This is a genomic window from Agrobacterium sp. CFBP2214, assembly GCF_030209895.1.
Classification (GTDB): domain Bacteria; phylum Pseudomonadota; class Alphaproteobacteria; order Rhizobiales; family Rhizobiaceae; genus Agrobacterium; species Agrobacterium radiobacter.
The window spans coordinates 187,784-210,653 of the sequence record NZ_JARVRC010000005.1 but is presented as its reverse complement, the minus strand read 5'-3'; the positions used below and the strand labels follow the sequence as shown (position 1 = coordinate 210,653).

Sequence of the window (22,870 nt, the reverse complement as noted above, 5' to 3'; positions counted from 1 at the left end):
TCCGGCGATAAAAAGAATATTACAAAATTCGCAATTATATAGAAACTATTGATGCAATTGTTGGCGGTAATCCTTTGCGCCAATATCGCTCCATCACATGAACGCAGCGCCGCTCGAACCGACCGGCCAGATCGCAGGAGCAAAAAATGACCGAGCCATCTTCAACCCTTCGCCTTCGCGGCTTCCTCGCAAATGTCGTTGCCGCCCCCGCCACAAAGACCCTTGCGCTTCTGGCGCTTTGCTCGGCCTATATTCAGGGGCCGCTGACCAAGATCTTCGACTTCCCCGGCGCGATCGCCGAGATGAACCATTTTGGCCTTCAGCCGGCGGCCGCATTCGCCGTCGTCGTCATCCTGTTCGAACTCACCGCCTCCGCATTGGTGGTGTCGGGCTTCCTGCGTTGGGCCGGTGCTCTGGCACTTGCGGGCTTCACGCTTCTGGCCACCTTCATCGCTCTTCGCTTCTGGGAAATGGCGCCCGGCATGGACCGCATGATGGCCACCAACGCCTTCTTCGAGCATCTTGGCCTTGCCGGCGCCTTCATCATCGTCGCCGCAATCGATCTCACGAAAGGAACAGGCAAATGAGTGCCGCAAAATCCTCGGCGAGCAGCTTTGCTCCTCTTGCGCAACCAGTTTTCGCCGTCCTCTGGGCCGCGACGGTGCTCGGCAATACCGGCAGTTTCATGCGTGATGTCGCCAGTTCATGGCTGATGACCGATCTTTCGGCCTCGCCGGCGGCCGTCGCCATGGTTCAGGCGGCAGGGACGCTGCCGATCTTTCTTCTGGCAATTCCGGCCGGCGTGCTGACCGATATTCTCGACCGCCGCAAATTCCTGATCGCCGTGCAGCTGTTGCTGGCCTCCGTCAGCGTCACCCTCATGGTTCTGGCCCAAACCGGCCTGTTGTCCGTCAGCGCGCTGATCGGTCTCACCTTCCTCGGCGGCATCGGCGCCGCGCTGATGGGCCCGACCTGGCAGGCCATCGTGCCGGAGCTGGTGAAACGTGAGGATATCAAGAGCGCCGTGGCGCTGAACTCGCTCGGCATCAACATCGCCCGTTCCATCGGCCCGGCCGCCGGCGGCATCCTGCTCGCGGCCTTCGGGGCGGCCTTTACCTATGGCGCTGATGTCGCCAGCTATTTCGTGGTTATCGCCGCCCTTCTGTGGTGGCCACGGGCAAAGAACGCCAATGATGCACTGGCGGAAGGTTTCTTCGGCGCATTCCGGGCGGGCCTTCGTTATACCCGCGCCAGCAAGCCGCTGCATGTCGTCCTGCTGCGGGCAGCGATCTTCTTTGCATTCGCCAGTGCTGTCTGGGCACTGCTCCCTCTGGTCGCCCGGCAACTGCTCGGTGGAGATGCGAGCTTCTACGGTATCCTGCTCGGTGCCGTCGGTGCCGGCGCCATCTGCGGCGCGCTGGTCATGCCGAAGCTGCGCGAACGTTTCGATGCCGATGCCCTGTTGCTGGGTGCGGCTCTCACGACTGCGCTCGTCATGGCTGGACTGTCCTTCGCACCGCCAAAGTGGCTTGCCATCATCATCCTGCTGTTCCTCGGTGGCGCATGGATCACGGCGCTGACGACGCTGAATGGCGCAGCCCAGGCAGTTCTGCCGAACTGGGTGCGTGGCCGTGGCCTTGCCGTTTATCTCACCGTCTTCAATGGCGCGATGACGGCCGGCAGCCTTGGCTGGGGTGCTGTTGGTGAAGCCACAGGCGTGCCGGGTGCGTTGCTGATCGGCGCTGCGGGATTGCTGGTTGCGGGCCTCGTCATGCACCGTCTGAAACTGCCTGCGGGCGATGCGGATATGGTGCCGTCCAACCATTGGCCCGAACCGCTCGTTGCCGAGCCGGTGGCTCATGATCGCGGCCCGGTTCTGATCCTGATCGAATATAATGTCGAAAAGCATCACCGTTCCGATTTCCTGCATGCGCTGGACGAACTCTCCCAGGAACGTCGCCGCGATGGCGCCTATGGCTGGGGCGTGACGGAAGACTCCGCCGATCCGCAGAAGATTGTCGAATGGTTCATGGTGGAATCCTGGGCTGAACATCTGCGCCAGCACAAGCGGGTTTCCCATGCCGACGCGGATTTGCAGGGCAAGGTGCTGGCTTACCATTCCGGACTGGAAAAGCCTGTCGTGCGGCACTTCCTAACAATCAACCGTCCGGGGAAGGCATAAGACAGAAAGGGGCCGAAAGGCCCCTTTTTTGTTGTTGCCGTTGCACCTGTCCGGCTATTGCGTAATCCGCTCCAGCACGCGGCTCAATGCGTCTTTCAGCGCCCCTGAGCCGCCCTTGCCGTCGAAGTCCAGCAGCACCTGCTCGTTGAGGCCGCCTTTTGTCGCGAATTCACGGCTGATCCCGTTGAAATCCGCCTTGCTTCCAGCAAGCACCGCCACCTCGGAGAGGCCGGCGAAGAGGGGGGCAAGATAAGCGCGCGCCTTTTCTTCCGGCAGACCATTCTCGGCCAGCCATTCGGTCGTGGTCTGCATGATGCCGAAATAGGTGGCCATCAGAGCGCTGGCCGCGGCCAGAAGGTCGTATTCCGCCTTGGTCTCGCATTCCACCGCATTGCCGAGCACGTTGAAGATTGCGGCAGTATCTGTATCGGCGGGATAGATGGCGGTGACGCCCTTGCGCCGGGCGACGAAGGGTAGCGGGATCGCCTGGGTGAGACGCACATCCGCGCCGATCCAGTCCAGGAGCGACTCGCGGCTGGTTGCCGCCACGACGCTGATGACCTTCTGCCCGTCGCGGAACCGGAGAGGCCGGATGACCTCTTCGGCGATCTGCGGACGGATCGCGAGCATGACGGTATCGCAGCCATCGACGATCGCCTGATTGTCGCCGGAGATGATCACCTGCGGAAAATCGACTGCAAGCCTGGCCGAGATATCCGCGCTGCGCTGGGACACCATGACATGCGGCAAGGCGGTAGGCCTGGCGAGCAGGCCGCGCACCATCGCATCCGTGATGGCACCCGTTCCGATAAAGCCGATTTTCTGGGGAAGGGACATGAGGGGACTCCACTGCAGCGATTGGACCGAGAGAGACATCGGCCGGGTCATTTTCGCCCGATGCTAGATTTTCCGCCGGTAGTTGTCGACAAGCGGACGGTGTCAATCTGCGTGATCATGGTCACGATCCCGGCCGATGCTCGCGAAAGGCGGCGGCGAGCGTGCGTAACGCCTCCCGGGATCTGCTGTCCGTCAGGGTCGAGAACATGATGATTTCGGTAGAGGGCAGGGGTGGCAGGCCAAAACGCTGGCTGACCTCCACCGTGCCGGGTGGTGCAAGACGGGAGGAGAAGGCGGAAACCGCAAGCCCGGCCGAGACGGCTGCCGTCACCATCGACGATGTGCCGCCAAGAAACACCTCCGTCCACGCAATCGCCGCCGCATCCAGGGCGCGGGTGGCTATGTCACGCACACCACAGGCGGGTGAGAGCGCCGCCAGCCGCAGCGGTTCACCCTGACGGTGTTCGAATTGCGGGGTTGCATACCAGCCGAAATGTTCCGGTCCCAGCACCTCGCCGTCGCGCCGGTCGTCCTCGCGGCGGATGATTGCCGCATCGATCTCTCCGCGGTCGAAGGCATCTAGCAGGGATCGGGAATGATCCATCCGCACTTCAATCGTAAGCCCGGGGTCGTGGTCGTTGAGACGTGCAAGAAGGGTCGGAACCTCCGGTCCCGCCACATGGGCGGCAATACCAAGGCCGAAACGGCGGCGCGGCGAGGAAAGCCCTGCAAGAGCCCGATCATGCGCGGCGAGAAACTCGCGGGCGGGTGCCAGAAATACCGCACCCTGTGCGGATAGCCGCACGGAGCGGGGTGTGCGTTCGAGCAGCCGCTGGCCGAGCCTGTCCTCCAGCCGTTTGAGCTTGACGCTGATGGCGCCCTGGGTGGTGCCGAGCGCTTCGGCAGCGCGGGTGAAGCTCTGCATATCAGCGATGGTGACGAAGGCCTCGACGGCCTCAACATCCAGCGTGCTCATGTCGATTATTCCGATTTGTTGTCTCTGAAATAGCCAATCATCCAATTCAGTTATGGTCAAGCTTTGTCTAGCCTGCCTCCTCCACAGATCGGTTTTCGCCATTGCGCGCCGACCCATGAAAGGCTGAAGAATGACCCTTGCCGTTACCGCACCAGCGGGCAGCAGAAGCGCCACGGCGCTCGCTGCCGTCTGTCTCTCCGCCCTGATGTTCGGACTGGAAATTTCCAGCGTTCCGGCGATCCTGCCAACACTCGAACAGGTGCTGCACGCGGATTTCCGGCAGCTTCAGTGGATCATGAATGCCTATACGATCGGCGTGACGATGGTGCTGATGGCGACGGGCGCGCTGGCCGATCGCTTCGGCCGCAAACGTGTCTTCATCGCCAGCATCGCCGCTTTCTCGCTGTCCTCTCTCGCCTGCGGAATGACGGAAAACGTCTCGGTGCTGATCGGCGCGCGTTTCCTGCAGGGACTGAGCGGCGGGGCGATGCTGGTGTGCCAGATCGCCATCCTGTCGCATCAGTTCCGCACGGCCCGTGAACGCGGCATGGCGTTCGGCTGGTGGGGCATCGTCTCGGGCGTGGGGCTGGGTTTCGGCCCGATCATCGGCGGCGCCATCGTTGCGCTGTGGAGCTGGGAATGGGTGTTCCTCGTTCACGTCGCGCTTGGCGTGGGAACATGGCTGCTCGCCGCCGGTGGTGTGGGAGAATCGCGAGATCCGGAAGCGGCGCGTCTCGATATTGCCGGCATGGTCACGCTCTCGGTTGCCGTTTTTTGCCTTGCCTTTTTCATCACGCAGGGACCCGAACTCGGTTTTGTGGGCCCGGCGGCGCTTCTGATCCTTGGCGTCTCGGTTGCGAGCTTCATCGCCTTCGTGTTCGCTGAAAAGCTCAACACGCGACCGATGTTCGACTTCTCCGTCTTCCGCATCCGGCCTTTTTCCGGGGCGATCATCGGTTCGGCGGCGATGAACATCAGCTTCTGGCCGTTCATGATCTATCTGCCGATCTGGTTTCAGGCAGGCCTCGGTTATGACAGCGTCACCGCCGGCCTCGGCCTGCTTGCCTATACGCTGCCGGCGCTGGTGGTGCCGCCTTTGGCGGAGCGCCTGTCGTTGCGTTACCAGCCGCGCCTCGTCATACCGGCCGGACTGTTCATCATCGGCCTCGGTTTCATGTTGATGAAATTGGGAAGCGGCATCGAAAATGCGAGCTGGCTCACCATGCTGCCCGGCTGCATCCTTGCCGGTATCGGGCTCGGACTGACCAATACGCCTGTTACCAACACCACCACAGGGGCGGTTTCCCCCGCCCGTTCCGGCATGGCTTCGGGTATCGACATGAGCGCGCGCATGATCTCGCTCGCCATCAACATCCCGATCATGGGCTTTATTCTGGTCGAGGGCGTCCGGGCTTCGCTTCGGGCAAACCTGCCAACAGGTGCTGACATCAATGCGTTGCAGTCGCTTGCGGAAAAGATCGCGGCGGGCACCGCCGGCGCGGCGCAGGGTGTTTCGGAAGAGCTCATCCATCAGGCGCTTGCGGACGGTTTTGGTCTGGTCATGCTTTATGCCGGCATCAGCGTCTGGCTCCTTGCCGCCATCAGTTTCATGATCTTCGGTCCGGCGCGAAAACCTGCCCATGGTTAGCGCGAAGTCCCAGGCAACCTGGGACGAGCCTCAGCCGCTTTCGTTTACTCCGGCCTCGGCAAGACGTTTGCCGAGGCTGAAAAAAGAGGACTTCATTTGGCTGCGTTTATCTCCACCCTCAAGGTTGGAGAAGGGCACCTTGAAACCGAATATTTCATCCGGCTCGCCAGAGCGTTCCCGCCAGAATGCATCGATGTCCGAAACCATCATTTTTTGCCGTCGGGCGCGCCGGTAACGGATGGGGTGTCTGGAGTGGGCGACAGCGAAATAGTCATGTGCATCCTCACCGGCGAGACCTTGCAGAACCATCAGTGCAGCCTCCTTGGGACGAAGTCCCGAGAGATCGCGCGTCATCGACACCATTTGTTCCTTCGCGGCGCGCGGACCCTGCATGCCGCCAACGACAATCGTGTGGTTCTGTGTTTCGCACCCTTCCACGAAAGTAAACGTTGCCGTCCACAGAACGGTGTTGTCATGGCTATCCATGAGTCTGATGGAAAACGCACCCTCGTGTCGGCCGCCGCAACAATCCGCCAAGGCCAGTATGCATCGATATTCATCGTTCCGGCCGCAAACGGTGCCCATATCAATGGTTTTTCCCGCCCACAGCCCGGCCATCACGCTCCTGGAAAAATGCCGGTCCGCAATTGCGAAATTATCCATGAGAAAAGCCAGCCGTCTCTTCTGGGAAACTTTATTGATAAGAAGTTTCGACAGGGGTTTCTGGAGAAGGTCGTCATGCGGGAGCGGTAATTTTCGCTCTGTTGAAAAATCCGCCAGAAACCGCCACCACCGAAAGGTGACCAATGGATTGATCGCAAAACGCAGCCAGAAAAGGACCGCCCGCTTCCAGTAGGCGCGTCGGGCAAAGGTCATAATTCTCCAGAGCAACAAAAAACGGGGTGTTTCCGAAACTGTCTCGGCCACATCATCCGTGACCGGGAGTTTCTCTGCCAGAACGGCAGCATCTTGAATGCGCGACATAAATGGGCTTCCGGCAGAACATGGTGTTCAGCCGGGGCATGCGCCGGAATTGTCAAGATTCTGTCGAGAAACAGCCTGTCCCATGTGAAGACCGGTTCGTCGCCTCAGCGCAAAAACAAGCAACCGCAAAGAGACGGTTGGCCGGGATATTTTAGGAGGCTTCCCCGAAGACAATCGTCACGATAGTTCCGCCATCCGGCCGCGCCTTTATCTGGAGATCGCTGTCATGCGCCCGTGCGATTGCGCGGGCAATCGACAGGCCGAGACCTGTGCCACCGGTTTTGCGCGCGCGCGACGGTTCCGTCCGCCAGAAGAGTTCGATGCCGTGCGCCTCGACGCCAGCGGGAAAGCCCGGCCCCTTATCCTCGATCGCGACAAAGGCGCGCCCGTCCTGAACCCCGGTCGAACAACGCAGAAACCCGCCGCTCGCCGCGTAGCGGCGCACATTATCCATCAGAATCAGCAGAAGCTGCCGAAGGCGTTGTCGATCGCCGCAAACGGGTGCGGGCTCCAGCGACATATTGAGATCAATGCCGACCTCATCCATCAGTGGCCGGGCCGCTTCAGCCACCGCCGCGCATTCGGCGGCAAGATCAAGCGGTTCGGTGTCTTTGACGAGACTGTTGGTTTCCGCCAGCGAAAGTGTGCGCAAATCGTCAACAAGACGCGCCAGTCCCTCAACATGGACGATGAGGTGGCGAATGGCTTGCTTGTCGAGGGGAAAGACATCATCCGCGATGCCGTGCAAACGGCCCCGCAGGATCGTGAGTGGGGTGCGCAGCTCGTGGGCCACTGCCATCGTGTTGAACTTCAGCCGGCGTTCCATCATCTGAAGTTCCCGCGTCAGAGTCTCGAAACTGTCGACCAGAAATGCGACTTCGGTGATGGGGCTCGCCTTGATCTTTGCGCCGCCGCTGAAGTTGCCGGTCGCCATGCGCCGCGCGGCATCAGCAAGTTCGCCGAGAGGTGCGGCAATGCGCCGAGATATGAAATAACCAAGCAAGCTGCACAGGAAGACACCGAGCAATCCGAAGACGAACACCGATTTGATAAGCTCGTTATCTGCCTGATCTTCCAGGCCCGGCAAAACCTCGACAAGGGCTTGAAGTTGGCGTTGATCCGGCATCATGCCCAGGTCGATATCCGAGAAGGCCTTGGCGGCATCGGGCGACAGCTGGGCGATGATGCGCTCCTCAATGTTGTCCGCATACCAGGAAACGCCGAAATAGACCAAAGCAACGGCAAAGATGAGCATCGTGGTGATGGTGATCGCCGTCATCGTGCGCAGGCGGAGTCGCCAGGGCTTCATGGTTTTTGCTCCCCGGCCAGCCGATAACCGACGCTGCGCACCGAGACCAGATAACCGCAGGCGCCATGATCCGTCAGTTTCTTGCGCAGATTGGCGATATGTGTGTCGATGGTGCGCGCCAGCGCATCGCTTTCCGGCAGGCAGGCGTCGAGAATGTCGGCGCGCTGAAAGGCGTGGGTGGGACGGCGCGTCATATGGGCGAGGATCCGGAACTCGCTCAGCGTCAGGGGCAGAACGGCCCGCTCTCCACCATGGCAGACGGCCGCAACATAAGCTTCGGTGTCCACTTCGATGGCCCCGAAGCGCAAAACCCCGCCGGAGCCTGGCTGTCGCGTGCGTTTCAGCACGGCATTCACCCGGGCGATCAACTCATGCGGGTTGAAAGGTTTGACGATGTAATCGTCAGCGCCGAGGCGAAGGCCGGTCAGCTTGTCCATATCCTCCGCAAGAGAGGTGACCATGATGACGGGCGTTTCCCGTTCCCGCCGGATGCGGTTCAGCACCTCGATGCCATCGAATTTCGGCAGGCGGATGTCGAGGAGAACCAGATCCGGCCTCAACATGGAGAAATGGGTCAGCGCCGTTTCTCCATCGCTGGCTCTGACGGTTCTGTATCCTTCGCGAATGAGATAGGCGTCCAGAATCTGAATGATATCAGGGTCGTCTTCGACGATCAGAATAAGCCCTTTGTCCATGCTGAACCCGCAAATTTATTCATATATAGGCTGTGGTGGTGGCGGGACGCTAAGCGGATGCGAAACGTCGGGCAAGAGCCTCTATCCTCTAATAAAGCCAATGCGCACCGCTTTCCTTGCAGTCTTGTGTCTTTCTCCGCAATGCCTTGACATTTCTGCGGAAGAGAACTGGTCATGCACCAGTCTCTCGCCAGTAAAACCCACCAAAAGAAGCGGAATTGGACCCGGCGGTCGAAATTTCGCGCAAACGCCGTCTTTGTCGTCCGTCAGGCATTTGCGAGTGCTTCCGGCAGCCCCTCTCTGCAGGCTCTGCTGGTCGCCTTTGCGATGATGATCGTCTTTACGATCAGGCCGGATATCGATCTTGAAGTGAGCCGGCAATTCTGGGCGGGCGGTTTCACCCTCGGTGAGGACGAGTTCCTGATTGCCGTCCGTGATCTGAACCGCATGCTTCCGGCGGTCTTGTTATCAGGACTTGCGGGCATGCTTTTCGCCATGCCATTTTCGCGCGGCTTGCCGCGGCTTTTGCCGCCACATAAGCTACTGTTTATTATGGTATTTTTTGCTATTGGACCAGGAGCCACGGTGCATGCCCTGAAAAACCTGTTCGGCAGGGCAAGGCCGCGGCATCTCGCAGAGTTCGGGGGAGAGCTGGTTTTTACGCCGGTTCTTTCCCTCAATGGCAGCTGCGCCCGAAACTGCTCTTTTCCTTCCGGTGAAAGTGCTTCCGCAGTCGCCCTCCTGGCCTTCATCATCCTCCTGCCAGAGAAATTTCGCCTGATAGGCACCGCAATACTGGCGCCGTTTATCGTGATTGTCTCCCTGAACAGGGTGGCGATGGGGGCTCACTTCCTCTCCGATGTCCTGATTGCATGGCCCTTGATGCTCGTGGTGTTCCTTCTGCTCCAACGGCCGTTCATGAACAATCGGCAGGCGATAGACGCGGCCTTCTCGCCCAAGGTCGGCGGGTCGCGGCCCGCCGTAGGACCAAGGCCATTTGCCGAACACTAGAGTTCGCAGGACGTCCTGACACCAATACAGAAAGGGCAGCGGAAAACCGCTGCCCTTTCTGTTTCTTTTGGACCGGCTGCTGAGGCCTTATTTCACCTGTGCGACGACAAGCTTGCCTTCGGCGCGTTCTGCAATGAACTCGATATTGGCGCCTTCCTTGAGCCTGGCGAGGAGCGCATCGTCCTTGACGCGGAACACCATCGTCATGGCCGGCATGTCGAGGTTCTTCAGTTCTTCATGGATGATGGTGACCTTTTTGGCCGCAGCATCAACCTTCTTGACCGTTCCCTTGGTGAATTCCTCTGCGAATGCACTGAGGGGAGCGGTGAGCAGGAGTGCTGCTGCGACGGTGATTTTAACGATGGTCTTCATGGTCATATTCCTTTGTTGCTGGATTATTTTGCAGAAACTTTGAGATCGCCGCGCATGCCGGCCTCGTAATGTCCGGGTTTCAGGCAGGCGAATTCGAACATGCCGTCATTGGTGAATTTCCAGACGATTTCGCCGCTCTCGCCCGGCGCGAGGCTGATCGCGTTCGGATTGTCGTGTTCCATCTCCGGCGCCTTCTCCATGGCGGCCTTGTGCTCCAGATTGGCCTTCTGTTCATCGAGAATGAATTCATGGTCCAGTTCGCCGACATTCTTCACGACAAAGCGAACCGTCTTACCCTTCTTGAATTCGAACTTGGCGGGCGTGAACAGCATCTTGCCGTCGGGCGTTTCCTTCATCGTCACCTGAATGGTCTGGGTCACCTTGGCCTTGTCGCCGGGTTCGCCGATCGCCATCGCTGCATGGCCGCCGCCGTGGGTGCCCGATGCCAGGGCAGGCGTGGCGAGAGCGGTGAGAAGCAGTGCAAGTTTCAATTTGGTCATTCTGTATGTTCCTTGATTTTGATGGGGTCGTTGGTCTGCGCAATCAGCCGTGTTTCATCGGTTGCGGCGTGATCTGCGTTTTGGGGTCGGTGTTTTTCTGTGTATCCGGCAACTCGCCGGTCCATTCCCAGGCCTGGGTTCCGGGCGGGTTTTCGTACCAGCCGGGATCGGCGTAATCGCCCGCGGAGATGCCTTCACGAACCTTCACCACGGAGAACATGCCGCCCATCTCGATGGGGCCGTGCGGACCCCATCCCGTCATCATCGGAACGGTGTTCTCAGGGATCTCCATTTCCATCGCGCCCATATCGGCCATGCCGGCGGTGCCCATCGGCATATATTCCGGCCGGACCTTGCGGATCTTTTCGGTGACGGTCTTCTTGTCGACGCCGATGAAGGTCGGGACGTCATGGCCCATCGCGTTCATCGTGTGGTGCGACTTGTGGCAATGGATTGCCCAGTCACCGACATATTTGGCGTCGAATTCATAGGCGCGCATCGCACCCACGGGGATGTCGATGCTGACCTCCGGCCATCGCGCCTCGGGCCGCACCCAGCCGCCATCCGTGCAGGTCACTTCGAAATCGTAACCGTGCATGTGGATCGGGTGGTTGGTCATGGTCAGGTTGCCGACGCGCACGCGCACCCGGTCGTCCTTGGAAACCACCAGTGGATCGATGCCCGGAAACACCCGGCTGTTCCATGACCACAGATTGAAGTCGGTCATGGTCATGATCTTCGGCACATAGGAGCCGGGATCGATGTCGAAGGCATTGATGAGGAACACGAAGTCGCGATCCACGGGCATGAATGCCGGGTCCTTCGGGTGGATCACGAAAAAGCCCATCATGCCCATCGCCATCTGCACCATCTCGTCCGAATGCGGGTGGTACATGAAGGTGCCCGACTTCACGAGATCGAACTCGTAGACGAAGGTCTTGCCGACAGGGATATGCGGCTGCGACAGGCCGCCGACGCCGTCCATGCCCGACGGCAGGATCATGCCGTGCCAGTGGATCGTTGTATGTTCCGGCAGCTTGTTGGTGACGAAAATACGCACCCGGTCGCCTTCGACGGCTTCGATGGTCGGGCCCGGCGACTGGCCGTTATAGCCCCACAGCCGGGCGGTCATGCCCTCCGCCATTTCGCGCTCCACCGGCTCGGCGACAAGGTGGAATTCCTTGACGCCATTGTTCATCCGGAAGGGCAGGGTCCAGCCGTTGAGGGTAACGACCGGGTTGTAATCGGGGCCGGTGGTGGGCTTGACCGGAGCCTGGGTCGCGGCCGTTTCCATCACGGCTGCTTCCGGCAGGCTGCTATTCGATGTTTTCGCCCAGGCCGCCGTGGAGACCATAGCGGCGCCGACACCCAGAAAGTTTCTTCTATTGAACATGGTGATTTCCTTTCTCAATGTCCGCCACCGCCGCCAGCGGCGGCAACCTCGGTCTCCGCACCTGCCGCAGCACCTGTACCTCCGCCGTAGATGGCGGGAGCGAGGCCGGCCTCCGCGAGCCAGAAGTCGCGTTTGGCATTGATGGCCAGCAGGCTTGAATTGACCTTTTCCCGGCTGTCGGCGAGCAGTTCGAAGGTGTTGGTGATCATGCCGTTATAGGTCAGCAGCGACTGCTCCTCGATCTTGGTGCGCAGCGGCACCACGCTGTTGCGATAGTGCCGGGCGATGTCGTAATTCGAGCGATAGGCCTGATAGGCCGAGCGGGCTTCCGAGCGGACATTGACCGCCTTTTCCGCCAGCAGGTTTGCCGCGCGCATATAGGCAAGTTCGGATTCCCGCATGCGCGCCTGACCGGAATCGAAGATCGGAATGACGAATTCCAGCTCGGCATTGCCGGTCGTCTGTTTGTGTTTTTCGCCGTCTTCCAGCTCGCGTTCGGTCTCGAAGCCCGAGCGGATTTCGAGATCGGTCACGTATCGGGTGGCCTCGGTGAGCTTGAACGATCGTGCGGTGGCCTCCAGATCGAGCCTGGCCATTTGTAGGTCCACACGGCGCTGCAGCGCCTCGGCCTCGATCATGTCCCGTTTGTTAAGCGCCTTCGGAAGCGGGGGCAGGCGGTTGGGAATGGTGTATTCGATATCCGCTCCCCACAGTCCCATCAGCCGCGTCAGTTCCTCCTTGGCAAGACGGGCCTCAAGTCGCGCCTTGGCGATCTGACCGGTCAGTTCGGCATAAAAGACCTGCTCGCGGGCCTGACCTTCCTTGTTGAGCGAGCCGGCTTCTCCAAGCTTGACGGCAAGTTCCGAGGCGGCATCCGCCGCGGTCTGCGCCTGCGCCAGCTGGCCGACATTTTCCCATGCTGCCACTGCGGTGATCCAGGCGCGGCGGGTATCCGACGCCAGTTGCAGCGTCTTCAGCGCGGCCGCGAGCTGCGCCTTGCGGAAACCGGTATCGGCGATCTCGACATTTTCCTTGAGGGTAGCGAGCGCCAGAATATTGGTGACGACGACACCTTCGATCGCCTTGTAGGCCCTGAGCCCCGGGGTGCCGATCCCCGTCAGCCCAATGCCGACCCGCGGATTGACCAGCATGGTGGATTGCCATGCGGTGGCGGCGGATTCGCCGAGATCGGCATAGGCCGCCTGAAGGCCCTTGTTGTTCAGGAGCGCAACCTGCACCGCCGTCTCGACATCAAGGGTCTTGCTGGTTGTCATCAGCGATTTGACGCGGGCCTGCGTCGCCTGCGCCTCGGCCCGGTTCTGCACCCAGACCGCCTGCTTGCCTGTTGCTTCGGATGTTCGGGCCGAAACATTGGTGAAACCGGCGTCGCGCGACGCATATTGGGCGGCTGTGACGCAGCCGCCGAGAAGAAACGGCAGGCAAAGGGTGGCCGCGAGTTTAGCGCCGAGCTTGAATGTGCGTGATGTCATGATGCATCTCCTTTCGGAGCCTGTGCATCGTTCTGGTTACGCCAGGGCTTCGGGTCCACCGGCGCGCGGTGCGTGTAACCCGCAACCGGGGTTTGATAGCGGATGGGCCCCGCGCCAAGCGTCGGGTTTGCCGCATCGTCATAGGAGGCGGCGTCGTTCATCAGGGATGTGGCTGTGCAGCCGCCCAGAAGCAGGGGCGCTGCAACCACAATATAAATCGGGTTCATGGATATTTTCCGAACAGGAGATGCAACGGCGCGACGGCGCTAAAGCCGCTCACGCACGGTCATTGCCCAAAGGCGGGCTTTGCCTGTTCAGATATTCGGGGGGCGGTGAAGCAGCGGGGTCTGGCCGAGCGCCTTGCTGTCGTCAAGGAAGGAACGGATGCTGTTGACGACGGGTCTGCCAGTGGTGTCGTGGCTGATCAGGACCGCCATGCCGAGACAGAAATCGCCGCAGCATTGGGGCTTTGCGGTTTTTTGGGTGCCGCTATCATGCTCGGCGGCCATATCTTTGTGATCATGACTGTCGGACATCATGGCTGAACCGCCGTGATCCATCATGGCGGACTGATCGTGCTGCATTCCACCGGCTTCGGCAGGATGCATTGCGGCATTGACAGTGGAAACGCTATAGCCCGCCAGTGACAGGATCATCACCAGTCTGAACAACAGGGCCATCAATTTCGATGCTCGCAACATCTCACGCATGCTGGATAGAAAAGCTGCAGTCCTGTGATTTGTCAATGGATATCCCTCATAACCATCAACGAAAGCCTTTATGTCGCGCTTGATGCGGAGCCAAACCTTCCAGTCGAATGGCAGGGCGTGCAGTTTGTCCGCAGCTCACACGACGTCGATGAAGGCATCATCGAGAATGAGAAGCTTGCGGGCCTGTGTGCGGGCATATTCCTCGTAAAAGCCCTGCGAGATCCAGAGCGCGGAACGGCCGCGCCGTCCGCTCCAGCCTATGCCGCCGATCAGTTCGGCCGCTGCAAGCTTGCGGCCGACATGGATGCGTGACACGGAGAGGGAGGTCGCCAGCTGTGTCACGGTTTCCACATCGGTCACACGTTTGCCCTGTTCGGGCGGTCTTTCCCAGTCGATCCCGGCGATAAGGCGGTCCATCAGCAGGCCGCCCGCATCGAACCAGTTGAAAATGATGGAAAGCGGGCCGGGGCAGCGCACCTCCGGATGTGACAGAAACGCCTGTGATACACGGGGGTGGATATGGGGAAGCAGGGCTTCCGATCGCCTGATGAAGCGCGATGCCCTGAAGCCCTCATCGAGCAGGTCCAGCGCCTGAAAATGCACGTCGTACCATTGCGCGAGCATCGCCAGCGCCGGGGCTGAAGGCGCCACCCCATTGCCCGGCCCGTTGCCGGATTGGTCGACCGGGCGTGTCATTCCGCGTTTCAGCGCCGCTTTGAAGAAGGCATAGGCAACGCTGTGGCTGGCGAGCCCGTGCCGGAGCGCCAGATGGCCGAAATCTTCCCGCGTCAGGGCTGCTTCTCCCGTTGCCGTTTCACAGTCCCCGCATTTCTGAAAATAGAGCGCCAGAAGCGCATGGCAAAGAAGCCGGTTCTGGCGTGTTGCGAAGAGCGCGGTCATCTCGGGCGAGCCTTCGTAGAGGGCGATAAAGCTACCCGATAGAAGCCGCAGCGCGGCCGCGAAGGGCTCTTTCTGCAGCATCGCCTCTATTTCGCAGGGTGCCGGACCGCGGCCATCGGCGACGACGGCCGGTAGTCGGGAAATCGCAAAGTCGAAAAAATTGGTCATGGGCCGCGCTCCGGAATGGGATGGTCTAGCGGCCTTACAGGAGCTGAAATGGCGCGTCTTCTCATTGCGCGCAGAGGTGAAATTTTAAGCCGACGGCATATCCGCAGCGCGGGCGTCACCGGGCGTCATGCCATAGGTGCCGGCGAACACACGGTAAAATGTTGCAAGGCTGTCGAAGCCGCAGCCATAGGCGATCTGTGTGACCGGCAGAGCGGGGAATGCCAGCAGCAACCGCTTCGCTTCCTCGATCCGCATGGAGGAGAGCGTGCGGGAAAACGACAGTTCCGCACCCTCGAAAACCACATGCAATTGCCGAAGCGAAATGCCCAGTTCCTTCGCGACTGCGGCAGGGGTGAGGTTCTGCCGGGATTTTTTTCGTATCATGATGTCCTGGGCCGCATAACAGAGCCCGGTCCTGAGCGCGGCGCGCACCTCCGGCATGGCGGGCGAAAGCCGTCCGCGCGCCGTCATGGCAAGCCGGGCGATATGCGTGACATCGCGTGCGGGATCGATGAGCCTGCCGGGGGCAGCGTTCAGCGCGTTGAAAAGGGCCCGGAAGGGCAGGGCGAAACTATTGTTTTCCGCATAACGCGTCGCAAACAGGTCATCGGTGGCCTGACCGAGCATGACCTCGTAGTCCACGGGGATTTTTAGCATCTTGTAGTGAAAATCGGCCTCGTTTCCCGGTATCGCGTCATAGGGCAAGTCGGAATAGTTGATGGTGATATCGCCGCCGCCGACGGCGTGAACCTGATCCCTGCCGGCATGCAGAAACCCCGAACCCTTGACCTGCAGGCCGATGCAGAGGCTGTTGCCGGCAATGCGGGCAATATCGGCTTCCGTGCGGTTTACCCGGTAAGACGAAGCGCGCATTTCTGTTGCCACGGCGCCGGCGACGGCGCGCGCCTGAAACGAACCCTTGAAACTGTGGCGAAGATCCCGTGCAAGCTCGATCGTCACGCCAAACAGGCTTTTGCCGCGCACTTCGCGCCATTGGTCGAAGCGGTGTTCGGGCAAAAAATCGTCGGTTGCGAAGCGGACTATGGTGTTCGTGGCTTGATCCTCCCCGACGATCCCGGCGGCCTATTTTTCCGTTGCGCGAAATCGAAGATGAACGAGTGGATAGGGTCGCCCCTGTCCGTCCAGATCGGAGCGTCCGGTCGGTTCGAATCCCAGCCGACGATAAAAACCCATGGCCTCGCCGTTCTGTTCGTTGACGTCAGTGGTCAGCGCGGGATGAAGCGCAAGCGCCCTCTGCACCAGTGCCTTGCCGATGCCCTGGCCATGATGGTCCGGATCGATGAAAAGCGCCTCCATATGCCCTTCATGCAGAAACATGAAACCGAGGACATGGTCAGAAGCATCGACGGCCAGCGTCAGCGGCGCCTGTGGCAGGAAAGCGTCGACTTCCTCCCCGATCGCGGCGCGATCCGCCGGCAGGAGGAACTGGTGGGTGGCGTCGACTGCTTTGCTCCATATGTCGAGGATGCGGACAGCGTCGCGGCTCTCGGAGGGACGAAGTGCGATCATGTCTCACCCTTAGCAAGTGCGGAGTTTTCACGCCATTGGCCGATCCGATCTTTTCCGTGAGTGCGTGCGTATTCAATGAATTTCAGCATTGAAACCCGGCGATTCTGATCCCGCATGTGCCGCCCATCTCTCCTCTCGGAAATTTTTCTCGAAAAAGTGCTTGCAAAAAGCAGCCCGAAAAAAATAGATAAAAAGAACTTCTATCTATTTATTTTGAGGGAGAGATCGACAGATGGACCAGATCGTCACGCAAATCGACAGAAACCCAGCTCCGATTCTAGATATTGGCAGCAGCTTGTCACTCGAAGAAGCAAAAATTATCTATAATTTGCCGTTTAACGATCTCCTGTTCCGCGCCCAGCAGGTGCATCGCTGTCATTTCGATCCCAATGCCATCCAGATGAGCCGGCTTTTATCCATCAAGACCGGCGGCTGCCCGGAGGATTGTGGTTATTGCAGCCAGTCCGCCCGCAACCCCACCGGCCTCAAGGCCTCCAAACTGATGGAAGTGGAGCGGGTGCTGACTGAGGCGCGCAAGGCGAAGGAAGGCGGGGCGACGCGCTATTGCATGGGGGCTGCCTGGCGTAATCCCAAGGAGCGCGACATGGAGGCGGTGGTGGCCATGGTCGAGGGCGTGAAGGCGCTCGGCATGGAAACCTGCATGACCCTCGGCATGCTGACCCCGGAACAATCCGAACGGCTGGCCGATGCCGGTCTCGACTACTACAATCACAACGTCGACACGTCCGAGCGGTTTTATTCGCAGATCATTACCACCCGTACCTTCGAGGACCGGCTGGAAACGCTTGCCAATGTCCGCGATGCCGGCATCAAGGTCTGCGCCGGCGGTATTCTCGGCATGGGGGAAACGGTGGAAGACCGGATTTCGATGCTGGTGACGCTCGCCAACCTGCCGGTTCCGCCGGAAAGCGTGCCGATAAACATGCTGATCCCGATCCCCGGCTCGAAGCTCGCCAATGCCGATCCCGTTGATCCCATCGATTTCATCCGCACCATCGCGCTGGCGCGTATCCTGATGCCGCGTTCGCATGTGCGGCTTTCGGCCGGGCGTACGGAGATGAGCGATGAGACACAGGCGCTCTGTTTCCTGGCCGGTGCCAATTCCATCTTCATCGGTGAGACACTGCTGACGGCGGATAATCCGGGTGAGGACCACGATACGGCGCTTTTCCGCCGGCTGGGCCTGAAGCCGATGGAACTGCAGCCCACGGAATTGCAGTCTGGGGAGACGGGAGGGTGCCGGTGAATCTCACGGCGCTCTTCCCCTATGAGGCAAAGCTCGCCGGCCTGCAGCGCAAGTCGCGGCTGCGCGTGCTCGCTCCCCAGGAGGGGATCGATTTCACCTCCAACGACTATCTTGGCCTTGCCGATTCACCCCGGCTGAAGGAGGCATTTGCCGATGCCATCGGAAGGGGCGTGCCGGCAGGGGCCGGCGGCTCGCGGCTGCTGCGCGGCAACCACCGCGAACATGAGGCGCTGGAAGCGGAAGCAGCGGGGCTGTTCGGGGCTGAAAAAGCAATCTATTTCGGCAGCGGTTTTGCCGCCAATGTCGCGCTGTTCTCCACATTGCCGCTGCGGGAAGACCTCGTCCTTCACGACGCCCTCATCCATGCCAGCGTCCATGATGGTATTGCCGCCGGCAAGGCGAAGGTGATCGCCGTGCCGCATAATCAGGTCGAGGCATTCGAACGGGAAATAATCCGCTGGCGGCGGGAGGGTGGCCGGGGCCGCCCGTGGATCGCTGTCGAAAGCCTTTATTCCATGGATGGGGACCGTGCCCCGCTTGCGGCCCTGGCTGATCTTGCCGGGAAACATGAGGGCTTCCTTGTCGTCGACGAGGCGCATGCGACCGGCGTGTTCGGCCCCGGCGGGCGCGGCCTTGCCGCGGAGCTGGAAGGCCACGGCAATGTGGTGGCGTTGCACACCTGCGGCAAGGCGCTCGGCCTTTCCGGCGCGCTTTTGAGCCTGCCGGCGGTTCTTGCCGATTATCTCGTCAACCGCGCCCGCGGTTTCATCTATTCGACCGCGCCTTCGCCGCTGATGGCGGCGGCCGTGCGGGAAGCCCTGCGTATCATCGTCGATGAGCCGTGGCGGCGTTTGCGGCTGGCGGAGCTGGTAAACTTTGCCGGCGAAGAGCTTCGCTCCCGGCTTGGCGTTGCCCCCGGCGGCTCGCAGATATTACCGGTGATGATCGGTGACAATGCCCGTTCGCTTCGTATCGCCGCGCATCTGCGGGAAGGCGGTTTCGATGTGCGCGCGATCCGCCCGCCGACGGTGCCGGAAGGCACGGCGCGCCTGCGCATCGCCATCACGCTCAACGTGGATGAGAGACAGATCGCCGATATGGTAGGGCTGCTTGCCGTTTCGCTGGCGGAGGAGCGGAAATGAGCCCTCGTTTCGTCATTTCAGGCACCGACACGGGCATCGGCAAGACGGTTTTTTCCGCGGCGCTGACCCACGCCCTGCAGGCATATTACTGGAAGCCCGTGCAATCCGGGCTGGAGGAAGAAACAGACAGTGAGACGGTGGAACGGCTGGGGGGTGTGCCGCAGGCCCGTATCGTGCCGGAGGCCTATCGCCTGAAAATGCCGGCCTCGCCACATCTGTCGGCCCACCTTGAGAATGTAACGATCGATCCCGCGCTTCTGATGCCGCCGCAAACGGATGGACCTCTTGTCATCGAGGGGGCGGGCGGGCTTCTGGTGCCGCTGACAGACACATTGCTGTTCGCCGATATTTTCGCCCGCTGGCAAATTCCGCTTGTGCTGTGCGCAAGGACCTCGCTTGGCACCATCAACCACACGCTGCTCTCGCTTGAGGCGTTGCGGCGTCGCGCCATTCCGGTGCAGGGCGTGGTCTTCATCGGCGACGAGAACCGGGAAAATGAGTGCGTCATCGCCAATGTCGGCGCTGTTCGCCTGCTTGGCCGTCTGCCGCGCCTGCCGGAGATGACATCAGAGGCGCTGCATCAGGCATTTGCCCGACACTTCAATCTCGCTGATTTTCTGGAGGCGCCTGCATGAGCCGTTCCCCTGTCTGGCATCCTTTCACCCAGCACGGGCTGGAACCGCCGATGAAACGCGTCGTATCAGCGGAAGGCGCATTTCTCGTCGATGAGGACGGCAATCGCCTGTTCGACGGCATTTCCTCCTGGTGGGTCATCACCCACGGGCACCGGCATCCCGGGATCATGGCGGCCATCCGCGCCGCGACAGAAGCCTTCGACCAGGTCATTTTCGCCGAGTTCTCCCATGAACCCGCAGAAACGCTGGCGCGCGGGCTGATCGAACTTGCACCCAACGGGTTAAGCCACGTGTTCTATTCCGATAGCGGCTCGACTGCGGTTGAGGTGGCGCTGAAAATGGCGCTCGGCTATTTCCACAATCGCGGGGAAAAGCGCGACCGTATCGTGGTGATGGAGCATGGTTATCACGGCGATACGATCGGCACCATGTCGACAGGTGAGCGCGGCGTGTTCAATGCCGCTTACGAGCCGTTGCTCTTCGGTGTCGACCGGCTGGCTTTTCCGCAAGCGGGCGGTGAACAGCAGACATTGGACATGTTCGAGAGCTTCTGCCGTTCGGGCCGCATCGCCGCCTTGCTGATCGAGCCGCTGGTGCTCGGAGCCGGCGGAATGAAGATGTACGGTGCGGATATACTGGCCGGGCTGAAACAGATCGCCGAGCGCCATGGCTGTCTCGTCATCGCAGACGAAGTGATGACGGGCTGGGGCAGAACGGGAACCCTGTTCGCCTGCGAACAGGCAGGTATTTCGCCGGATATTCTGTGCACATCCAAAGGGCTTACGGGCGGCTCGCTGCCGCTCGCCGCAACGCTGTGCAGCGTGGAAATCTTCGATGCGCATTTTTCAACAGATCGCCGCAAGACTTTTTTCCATTCCAGTTCCTATACGGCCAATCCGATTGCCTGTGCTGCCGCTGTCGCCAATCTTCAGGTCTGGCGGGATGAGCCCGTGCTTCAGCGCATTGGGCAATTGCAACAGATGTTGCGCGACAATCTCCGGCGATTTGCGGATGACCGGCGTTTCACCGGCATCCGGCAAATGGGGACCATCGCGGCGCTCGACCTCGTGGTGCCTGCCGGTGGTTATCTCGCCGAGGCGGGCCCGCGCATGCGGCAATTGTTCCGCGAGCGCGGGTTCGTCATCCGCCCGCTCGGCAATGTGCTTTATCTGATGCCGCCCTATTGTTCGACGGGGGAAGATCTGACCAGCGCCTTTGACGCCATCGACGAGGTGGCCGGGATCGTCACCGAAACCGCATCGTTAAAATCGCGTGCGGCCGGCATCGCGTGAAAACAGCGTACGGCCGTGTTCAGCCTGTTCCAGAACCGTCTCCGAAAGCCCTGACAATGCAGACCCGTTCTTCCCGCATGGCCGGTTTTGGTCATGCCGTTCCGTCAAGATGTGTCGATAATGCCGAGATAGAGGCCAGCCTCGGGCTGGAGGCCGGCTGGATCGAGAGGCGCACCGGCATCCGCACGCGTTATTGGGCGCAAGAGGGTGACACGTTGAGCGGCCTTGCCGCAAGAGCCGGCCGCATGGCGCTGGAAGATGCGGAAATTGGCTCCGCCGAGATCGCGCTGACGCTGCTTGCAACTTCTACACCGGATCATCTTCTGCCACCCTCGGCGCCGCTGCTCGCACACCGGCTGGGCCTCGTCCGATCCGGCGCGATCGATCTCGCTGGGGCCTGTTCCGGCTTTCTTTATGCGCTCACCCTTGCCGATGGCTTTGTCCGCACCCACGGCCGCGCCGTGCTCGTCGTTGCCGCCAATATATTGAGCCGCCGTATCAATCCGGTGGAAAGGGCAAGCGCGGTCCTGTTCGCTGATGCCGCCGGCGCCGTTGTACTCAAGCCCTGCAAAGAGGCGCAGCGTGGGCTTTTGTCAGCCGATCTTGTTGCGGATGGCGGCGGTTATGATCTGATCCAGATAGCGGCGGGAGGCAGTAGCCAGCCGTTCTCTGCCGATACATCCGCCGAAGAGGTGCTAATGACAATGCGCGATGGCCGCGAGGTCTTCTCCCGCGCCGTGATGCTGATGACAGAGACCTCGAAAAGGGTGCTGAACGAGGCCGGAATGACGGCAGCCGACATCGACCGTTTCGTACCCCATCAGGCCAATGCCCGCATGTTTGACGCCGTCTGCGGCAATCTCGGTATCAACAGGCAAAAGACGGTTCGCACGATAGAAAGCTTCGGCAATTCCTCCGCCGCAACCATTCCGCTTTCGCTGTCCGTCGCCAATGCCGAAAGGCCTTTCGCGGAAGGCGAAACCCTGCTTTTAACAGCGGCTGGCGCGGGCATGTCTGGTGGAGCGGTCGTTTATCGCGTTTGAACGGGGCATCGCGATGACGCGGACCATTCCAAACTCAAGAAGCTGATTTTATTTGGAGATATTTGGCTGGGGAACCTGGATTCGAACCAAGATTAACGGAGTCAGAGTCCGTCGTTCTACCATTGAACTATTCCCCAAAAGCCTGAAGCACGTTGCCGCGTTCGCTTTGGTGGGTCGTCATATAGATGATTTATTGCGGGGCGCAAGTCGAAAAAATCGAAAAATGCGTTTTATCCCTGTTTTGCGTTTCGTCTCAGGGGTCAGAGCCGTGCGCGGGTGGAGCGCGGGGTGGAGAGCAGGAGGCTGGTCTCGCTGCCGGTGATGCCGGGCACCAGGCGGATGCGGCGGAGCACCGCGTCGAAATCGCTGAGTGTGGCGGCGTTGAGTTCCACGATCAGGTCCCAGCGGCCGTTGGTGCTGTGGATTTCGGATATTTCCGGAAAACCGCCAAGGGTGCGGATGACACGATCAGTCACATGGCCTTCAATCTCGATCATCATGATGCCGCGGATCGCCGCCTCCACCGCGTCGGCGCGTAGAATGACGGTGTAACCGATGATGGTGCCGTCGTTCTCCATTCTTTCGATGCGCGAGCGCACCGTCGCGCGCGAGGTTTCCGTCTCGATTGCGAGATCAGAAATGCTGCGCCTGCCATTATGCCGCAAAAGGGTGATGAGCCGTTCGTCGAGATTATCCATGATGACCAGTTTGATAAATTAATTCTAGCAGATCGATAGCTTATTTCGATAATATTGCCAATATTTGATGTTCATTTCGCCAGGTCAT

24 protein-coding genes and 1 tRNA gene are annotated in these 22,870 nt (G+C 60.4%); 9 read left to right on the top strand and 16 right to left on the bottom strand.

The features are described 5' to 3' along the window. Nucleotides 1–146 precede the first annotated feature (146 nt). Together QRN60_RS15545 and QRN60_RS15540 are read left to right on the top strand one after the other, a co-directional pair. The gene (locus tag QRN60_RS15545; protein ID WP_020813628.1) at nt 147–587 is read left to right on the top strand and encodes a DoxX family protein; all 441 of its coding nucleotides are present in this window, start codon (nt 147–149) and stop codon (nt 585–587) included. Beyond that, a complete protein-coding gene (locus QRN60_RS15540) occupies nt 584–2,182 on the top strand; it encodes an MFS transporter (protein WP_003508354.1) in 1,599 nt (532 codons plus the stop codon). Before QRN60_RS15545 ends, QRN60_RS15540 begins: the two co-directional genes overlap by 4 nt. Nucleotides 2,183–2,236: 54 nt before the next feature. Here the strand turns inward: QRN60_RS15540 and QRN60_RS15535 are convergent, their stop codons facing one another. Next, a complete protein-coding gene (locus QRN60_RS15535) occupies nt 2,237–3,019 on the bottom strand; it encodes a pyrroline-5-carboxylate reductase (RefSeq protein WP_112295883.1) in 783 nt (260 codons plus the stop codon). A gap of 121 nt (nt 3,020–3,140) precedes the next feature. Continuing rightward, a complete protein-coding gene (locus tag QRN60_RS15530) occupies nt 3,141–3,995 on the bottom strand; it encodes a LysR family transcriptional regulator (protein WP_003522061.1) in 855 nt (284 codons plus the stop codon). Between the two features lie 130 nt (nt 3,996–4,125). Here QRN60_RS15530 and QRN60_RS15525 point away from each other — a divergent pair, with 130 nt between their 5' ends. Further along, nucleotides 4,126–5,643 (top strand): MFS transporter, encoded by a 1,518-nt coding sequence (locus tag QRN60_RS15525; RefSeq protein WP_112295882.1) that lies wholly within the window; start codon nt 4,126–4,128, stop codon nt 5,641–5,643. A gap of 30 nt (nt 5,644–5,673) precedes the next feature. Here QRN60_RS15525 and QRN60_RS15520 read toward each other — a convergent pair whose 3' ends face one another. The 3 genes from QRN60_RS15520 to QRN60_RS15510 form a co-directional block, all read right to left on the bottom strand. After that, the gene (locus tag QRN60_RS15520; RefSeq protein WP_112295881.1) at nt 5,674–6,627 is read right to left on the bottom strand and encodes a DUF535 family protein; all 954 of its coding nucleotides are present in this window, start codon (nt 6,625–6,627) and stop codon (nt 5,674–5,676) included. A 151-nt stretch (nt 6,628–6,778) separates the two neighbouring features. Beyond that, the gene (locus tag QRN60_RS15515) at nt 6,779–7,936 is read right to left on the bottom strand and encodes an ATP-binding protein (RefSeq protein WP_020813631.1); all 1,158 of its coding nucleotides are present in this window, start codon (nt 7,934–7,936) and stop codon (nt 6,779–6,781) included. After that, nucleotides 7,933–8,631, bottom strand: a complete 699-nt coding sequence (locus QRN60_RS15510) for a response regulator (protein ID WP_020010098.1) — start codon at nt 8,629–8,631, stop codon at nt 7,933–7,935. The genes QRN60_RS15515 and QRN60_RS15510 overlap by 4 nt, the downstream gene beginning before the upstream one ends. A gap of 174 nt (nt 8,632–8,805) precedes the next feature. Between QRN60_RS15510 and QRN60_RS15505 the strand changes: the two genes are divergently transcribed. Further along, nucleotides 8,806–9,642: a phosphatase PAP2 family protein gene (locus QRN60_RS15505; protein ID WP_031234596.1), complete on the top strand. Its 837-nt coding sequence runs from the start codon at nt 8,806–8,808 to the stop codon at nt 9,640–9,642. 87 nt (nt 9,643–9,729) lie between these two features. Here the strand turns inward: QRN60_RS15505 and QRN60_RS15500 are convergent, their stop codons facing one another. The 9 genes from QRN60_RS15500 to QRN60_RS15460 all read right to left on the bottom strand — a co-directional run bounded on the left by QRN60_RS15500 (nt 9,730) and on the right by QRN60_RS15460 (nt 16,705). Beyond that, complete coding sequence (locus QRN60_RS15500) at nt 9,730–10,014, bottom strand: copper-binding protein (RefSeq protein ID WP_003508362.1); 285 nt, start codon at nt 10,012–10,014, stop codon at nt 9,730–9,732. Nucleotides 10,015–10,037: 23 nt separating this feature from the next. Then, a complete protein-coding gene (locus QRN60_RS15495; protein ID WP_003508363.1) occupies nt 10,038–10,514 on the bottom strand; it encodes a cupredoxin domain-containing protein in 477 nt (158 codons plus the stop codon). Between the two features lie 43 nt (nt 10,515–10,557). Further along, a complete protein-coding gene (locus QRN60_RS15490) occupies nt 10,558–11,907 on the bottom strand; it encodes a multicopper oxidase family protein (RefSeq protein WP_080864632.1) in 1,350 nt (449 codons plus the stop codon). 14 nt (nt 11,908–11,921) lie between these two features. Next, nucleotides 11,922–13,397: a TolC family protein gene (locus tag QRN60_RS15485; RefSeq protein ID WP_060727539.1), complete on the bottom strand. Its 1,476-nt coding sequence runs from the start codon at nt 13,395–13,397 to the stop codon at nt 11,922–11,924. After that, nucleotides 13,394–13,624 (bottom strand): hypothetical protein, encoded by a 231-nt coding sequence (locus QRN60_RS15480; RefSeq protein ID WP_003508366.1) that lies wholly within the window; start codon nt 13,622–13,624, stop codon nt 13,394–13,396. The genes QRN60_RS15485 and QRN60_RS15480 overlap by 4 nt, the downstream gene beginning before the upstream one ends. Before the next feature lie 87 nt (nt 13,625–13,711). After that, nucleotides 13,712–14,077, bottom strand: coding sequence for a hypothetical protein (locus QRN60_RS15475; protein WP_162694843.1), 366 nt, complete (start codon nt 14,075–14,077; stop codon nt 13,712–13,714). A gap of 165 nt (nt 14,078–14,242) precedes the next feature. Continuing rightward, nucleotides 14,243–15,175 carry a hypothetical protein gene (locus QRN60_RS15470; RefSeq protein WP_112295879.1) on the bottom strand — a complete coding sequence of 311 codons (933 nt, stop codon included), beginning with the start codon at nt 15,173–15,175 and terminating at the stop codon, nt 14,243–14,245. An 84-nt stretch (nt 15,176–15,259) separates the two neighbouring features. Beyond that, nucleotides 15,260–16,159 (bottom strand): AraC family transcriptional regulator, encoded by a 900-nt coding sequence (locus QRN60_RS15465; protein WP_060723774.1) that lies wholly within the window; start codon nt 16,157–16,159, stop codon nt 15,260–15,262. Between the two features lie 99 nt (nt 16,160–16,258). Next, nucleotides 16,259–16,705 (bottom strand): acetyltransferase, encoded by a 447-nt coding sequence (locus QRN60_RS15460; RefSeq protein ID WP_112295878.1) that lies wholly within the window; start codon nt 16,703–16,705, stop codon nt 16,259–16,261. Between the two features lie 232 nt (nt 16,706–16,937). On the opposite strand from QRN60_RS15460, the gene bioB reads away from it, so the two are divergent. Genes bioB through bioZ form a run of 5 tightly spaced genes read left to right on the top strand, consistent with a single transcriptional unit; the run spans nt 16,938 to nt 22,084 of the window. Beyond that, nucleotides 16,938–17,972, top strand: coding sequence for a biotin synthase BioB (gene bioB, locus QRN60_RS15455; protein WP_112295877.1), 1,035 nt, complete (start codon nt 16,938–16,940; stop codon nt 17,970–17,972). Then, nucleotides 17,969–19,114 carry an 8-amino-7-oxononanoate synthase gene (locus tag QRN60_RS15450; protein WP_112295897.1) on the top strand — a complete coding sequence of 382 codons (1,146 nt, stop codon included), beginning with the start codon at nt 17,969–17,971 and terminating at the stop codon, nt 19,112–19,114. The genes bioB and QRN60_RS15450 overlap by 4 nt, the downstream gene beginning before the upstream one ends. Next, nucleotides 19,111–19,749 (top strand): dethiobiotin synthase, encoded by a 639-nt coding sequence (gene bioD / locus QRN60_RS15445; RefSeq protein ID WP_112295876.1) that lies wholly within the window; start codon nt 19,111–19,113, stop codon nt 19,747–19,749. The genes QRN60_RS15450 and bioD overlap by 4 nt, the downstream gene beginning before the upstream one ends. Beyond that, nucleotides 19,746–21,041 (top strand): adenosylmethionine--8-amino-7-oxononanoate transaminase, encoded by a 1,296-nt coding sequence (locus QRN60_RS15440; RefSeq protein ID WP_112295875.1) that lies wholly within the window; start codon nt 19,746–19,748, stop codon nt 21,039–21,041. Before bioD ends, QRN60_RS15440 begins: the two co-directional genes overlap by 4 nt. A gap of 56 nt (nt 21,042–21,097) precedes the next feature. After that, nucleotides 21,098–22,084, top strand: a complete 987-nt coding sequence (gene bioZ, locus QRN60_RS15435; protein WP_087746333.1) for a 3-oxopimeloyl-[acyl-carrier-protein] synthase BioZ — start codon at nt 21,098–21,100, stop codon at nt 22,082–22,084. A 63-nt stretch (nt 22,085–22,147) separates the two neighbouring features. Here the strand turns inward: bioZ and QRN60_RS15430 are convergent. Both QRN60_RS15430 and QRN60_RS15425 read right to left on the bottom strand, forming a co-directional pair. Beyond that, nucleotides 22,148–22,221, bottom strand: a tRNA-Gln gene (locus QRN60_RS15430). Nucleotides 22,222–22,344: 123 nt separating this feature from the next. Continuing rightward, nucleotides 22,345–22,782: an Lrp/AsnC family transcriptional regulator gene (locus QRN60_RS15425; RefSeq protein WP_003508428.1), complete on the bottom strand. Its 438-nt coding sequence runs from the start codon at nt 22,780–22,782 to the stop codon at nt 22,345–22,347. Nucleotides 22,783–22,870 lie beyond the last annotated feature (88 nt).

What these genes read in the sequence shown, in the direction of transcription:
- QRN60_RS15515 (WP_020813631.1), bottom strand. Translation starts at nt 7,936, where the DNA reads ATGAAGCCCTGGCGACTCCGCCTGCGCACGATGACGGCGATCACCATC.
- QRN60_RS15470 (WP_112295879.1), bottom strand. Translation starts at nt 15,175, where the DNA reads ATGACCAATTTTTTCGACTTTGCGATTTCCCGACTACCGGCCGTCGTC.
- QRN60_RS15475 (WP_162694843.1), bottom strand. Translation starts at nt 14,077, where the DNA reads ATGGCCCTGTTGTTCAGACTGGTGATGATCCTGTCACTGGCGGGCTAT.
- QRN60_RS15480 (WP_003508366.1), bottom strand. Translation starts at nt 13,624, where the DNA reads ATGAACCCGATTTATATTGTGGTTGCAGCGCCCCTGCTTCTGGGCGGC.
- QRN60_RS15530 (WP_003522061.1), bottom strand. Translation starts at nt 3,995, where the DNA reads ATGAGCACGCTGGATGTTGAGGCCGTCGAGGCCTTCGTCACCATCGCT.
- QRN60_RS15510 (WP_020010098.1), bottom strand. Translation starts at nt 8,631, where the DNA reads ATGGACAAAGGGCTTATTCTGATCGTCGAAGACGACCCTGATATCATT.
- QRN60_RS15525 (WP_112295882.1), top strand. Translation starts at nt 4,126, where the DNA reads ATGACCCTTGCCGTTACCGCACCAGCGGGCAGCAGAAGCGCCACGGCG.
- QRN60_RS15425 (WP_003508428.1), bottom strand. Translation starts at nt 22,782, where the DNA reads ATGGATAATCTCGACGAACGGCTCATCACCCTTTTGCGGCATAATGGC.
- QRN60_RS15505 (WP_031234596.1), top strand. Translation starts at nt 8,806, where the DNA reads ATGCACCAGTCTCTCGCCAGTAAAACCCACCAAAAGAAGCGGAATTGG.
- QRN60_RS15520 (WP_112295881.1), bottom strand. Translation starts at nt 6,627, where the DNA reads ATGTCGCGCATTCAAGATGCTGCCGTTCTGGCAGAGAAACTCCCGGTC.
- bioB (WP_112295877.1), top strand. Translation starts at nt 16,938, where the DNA reads ATGGACCAGATCGTCACGCAAATCGACAGAAACCCAGCTCCGATTCTA.
- QRN60_RS15545 (WP_020813628.1), top strand. Translation starts at nt 147, where the DNA reads ATGACCGAGCCATCTTCAACCCTTCGCCTTCGCGGCTTCCTCGCAAAT.
- bioD (WP_112295876.1), top strand. Translation starts at nt 19,111, where the DNA reads ATGAGCCCTCGTTTCGTCATTTCAGGCACCGACACGGGCATCGGCAAG.
- QRN60_RS15490 (WP_080864632.1), bottom strand. Translation starts at nt 11,907, where the DNA reads ATGTTCAATAGAAGAAACTTTCTGGGTGTCGGCGCCGCTATGGTCTCC.
- QRN60_RS15460 (WP_112295878.1), bottom strand. Translation starts at nt 16,705, where the DNA reads ATGATCGCACTTCGTCCCTCCGAGAGCCGCGACGCTGTCCGCATCCTC.
- QRN60_RS15495 (WP_003508363.1), bottom strand. Translation starts at nt 10,514, where the DNA reads ATGACCAAATTGAAACTTGCACTGCTTCTCACCGCTCTCGCCACGCCT.
- QRN60_RS15535 (WP_112295883.1), bottom strand. Translation starts at nt 3,019, where the DNA reads ATGTCCCTTCCCCAGAAAATCGGCTTTATCGGAACGGGTGCCATCACG.
- QRN60_RS15500 (WP_003508362.1), bottom strand. Translation starts at nt 10,014, where the DNA reads ATGAAGACCATCGTTAAAATCACCGTCGCAGCAGCACTCCTGCTCACC.
- QRN60_RS15540 (WP_003508354.1), top strand. Translation starts at nt 584, where the DNA reads ATGAGTGCCGCAAAATCCTCGGCGAGCAGCTTTGCTCCTCTTGCGCAA.
- QRN60_RS15485 (WP_060727539.1), bottom strand. Translation starts at nt 13,397, where the DNA reads ATGACATCACGCACATTCAAGCTCGGCGCTAAACTCGCGGCCACCCTT.
- bioZ (WP_087746333.1), top strand. Translation starts at nt 21,098, where the DNA reads ATGCAGACCCGTTCTTCCCGCATGGCCGGTTTTGGTCATGCCGTTCCG.
- QRN60_RS15440 (WP_112295875.1), top strand. Translation starts at nt 19,746, where the DNA reads ATGAGCCGTTCCCCTGTCTGGCATCCTTTCACCCAGCACGGGCTGGAA.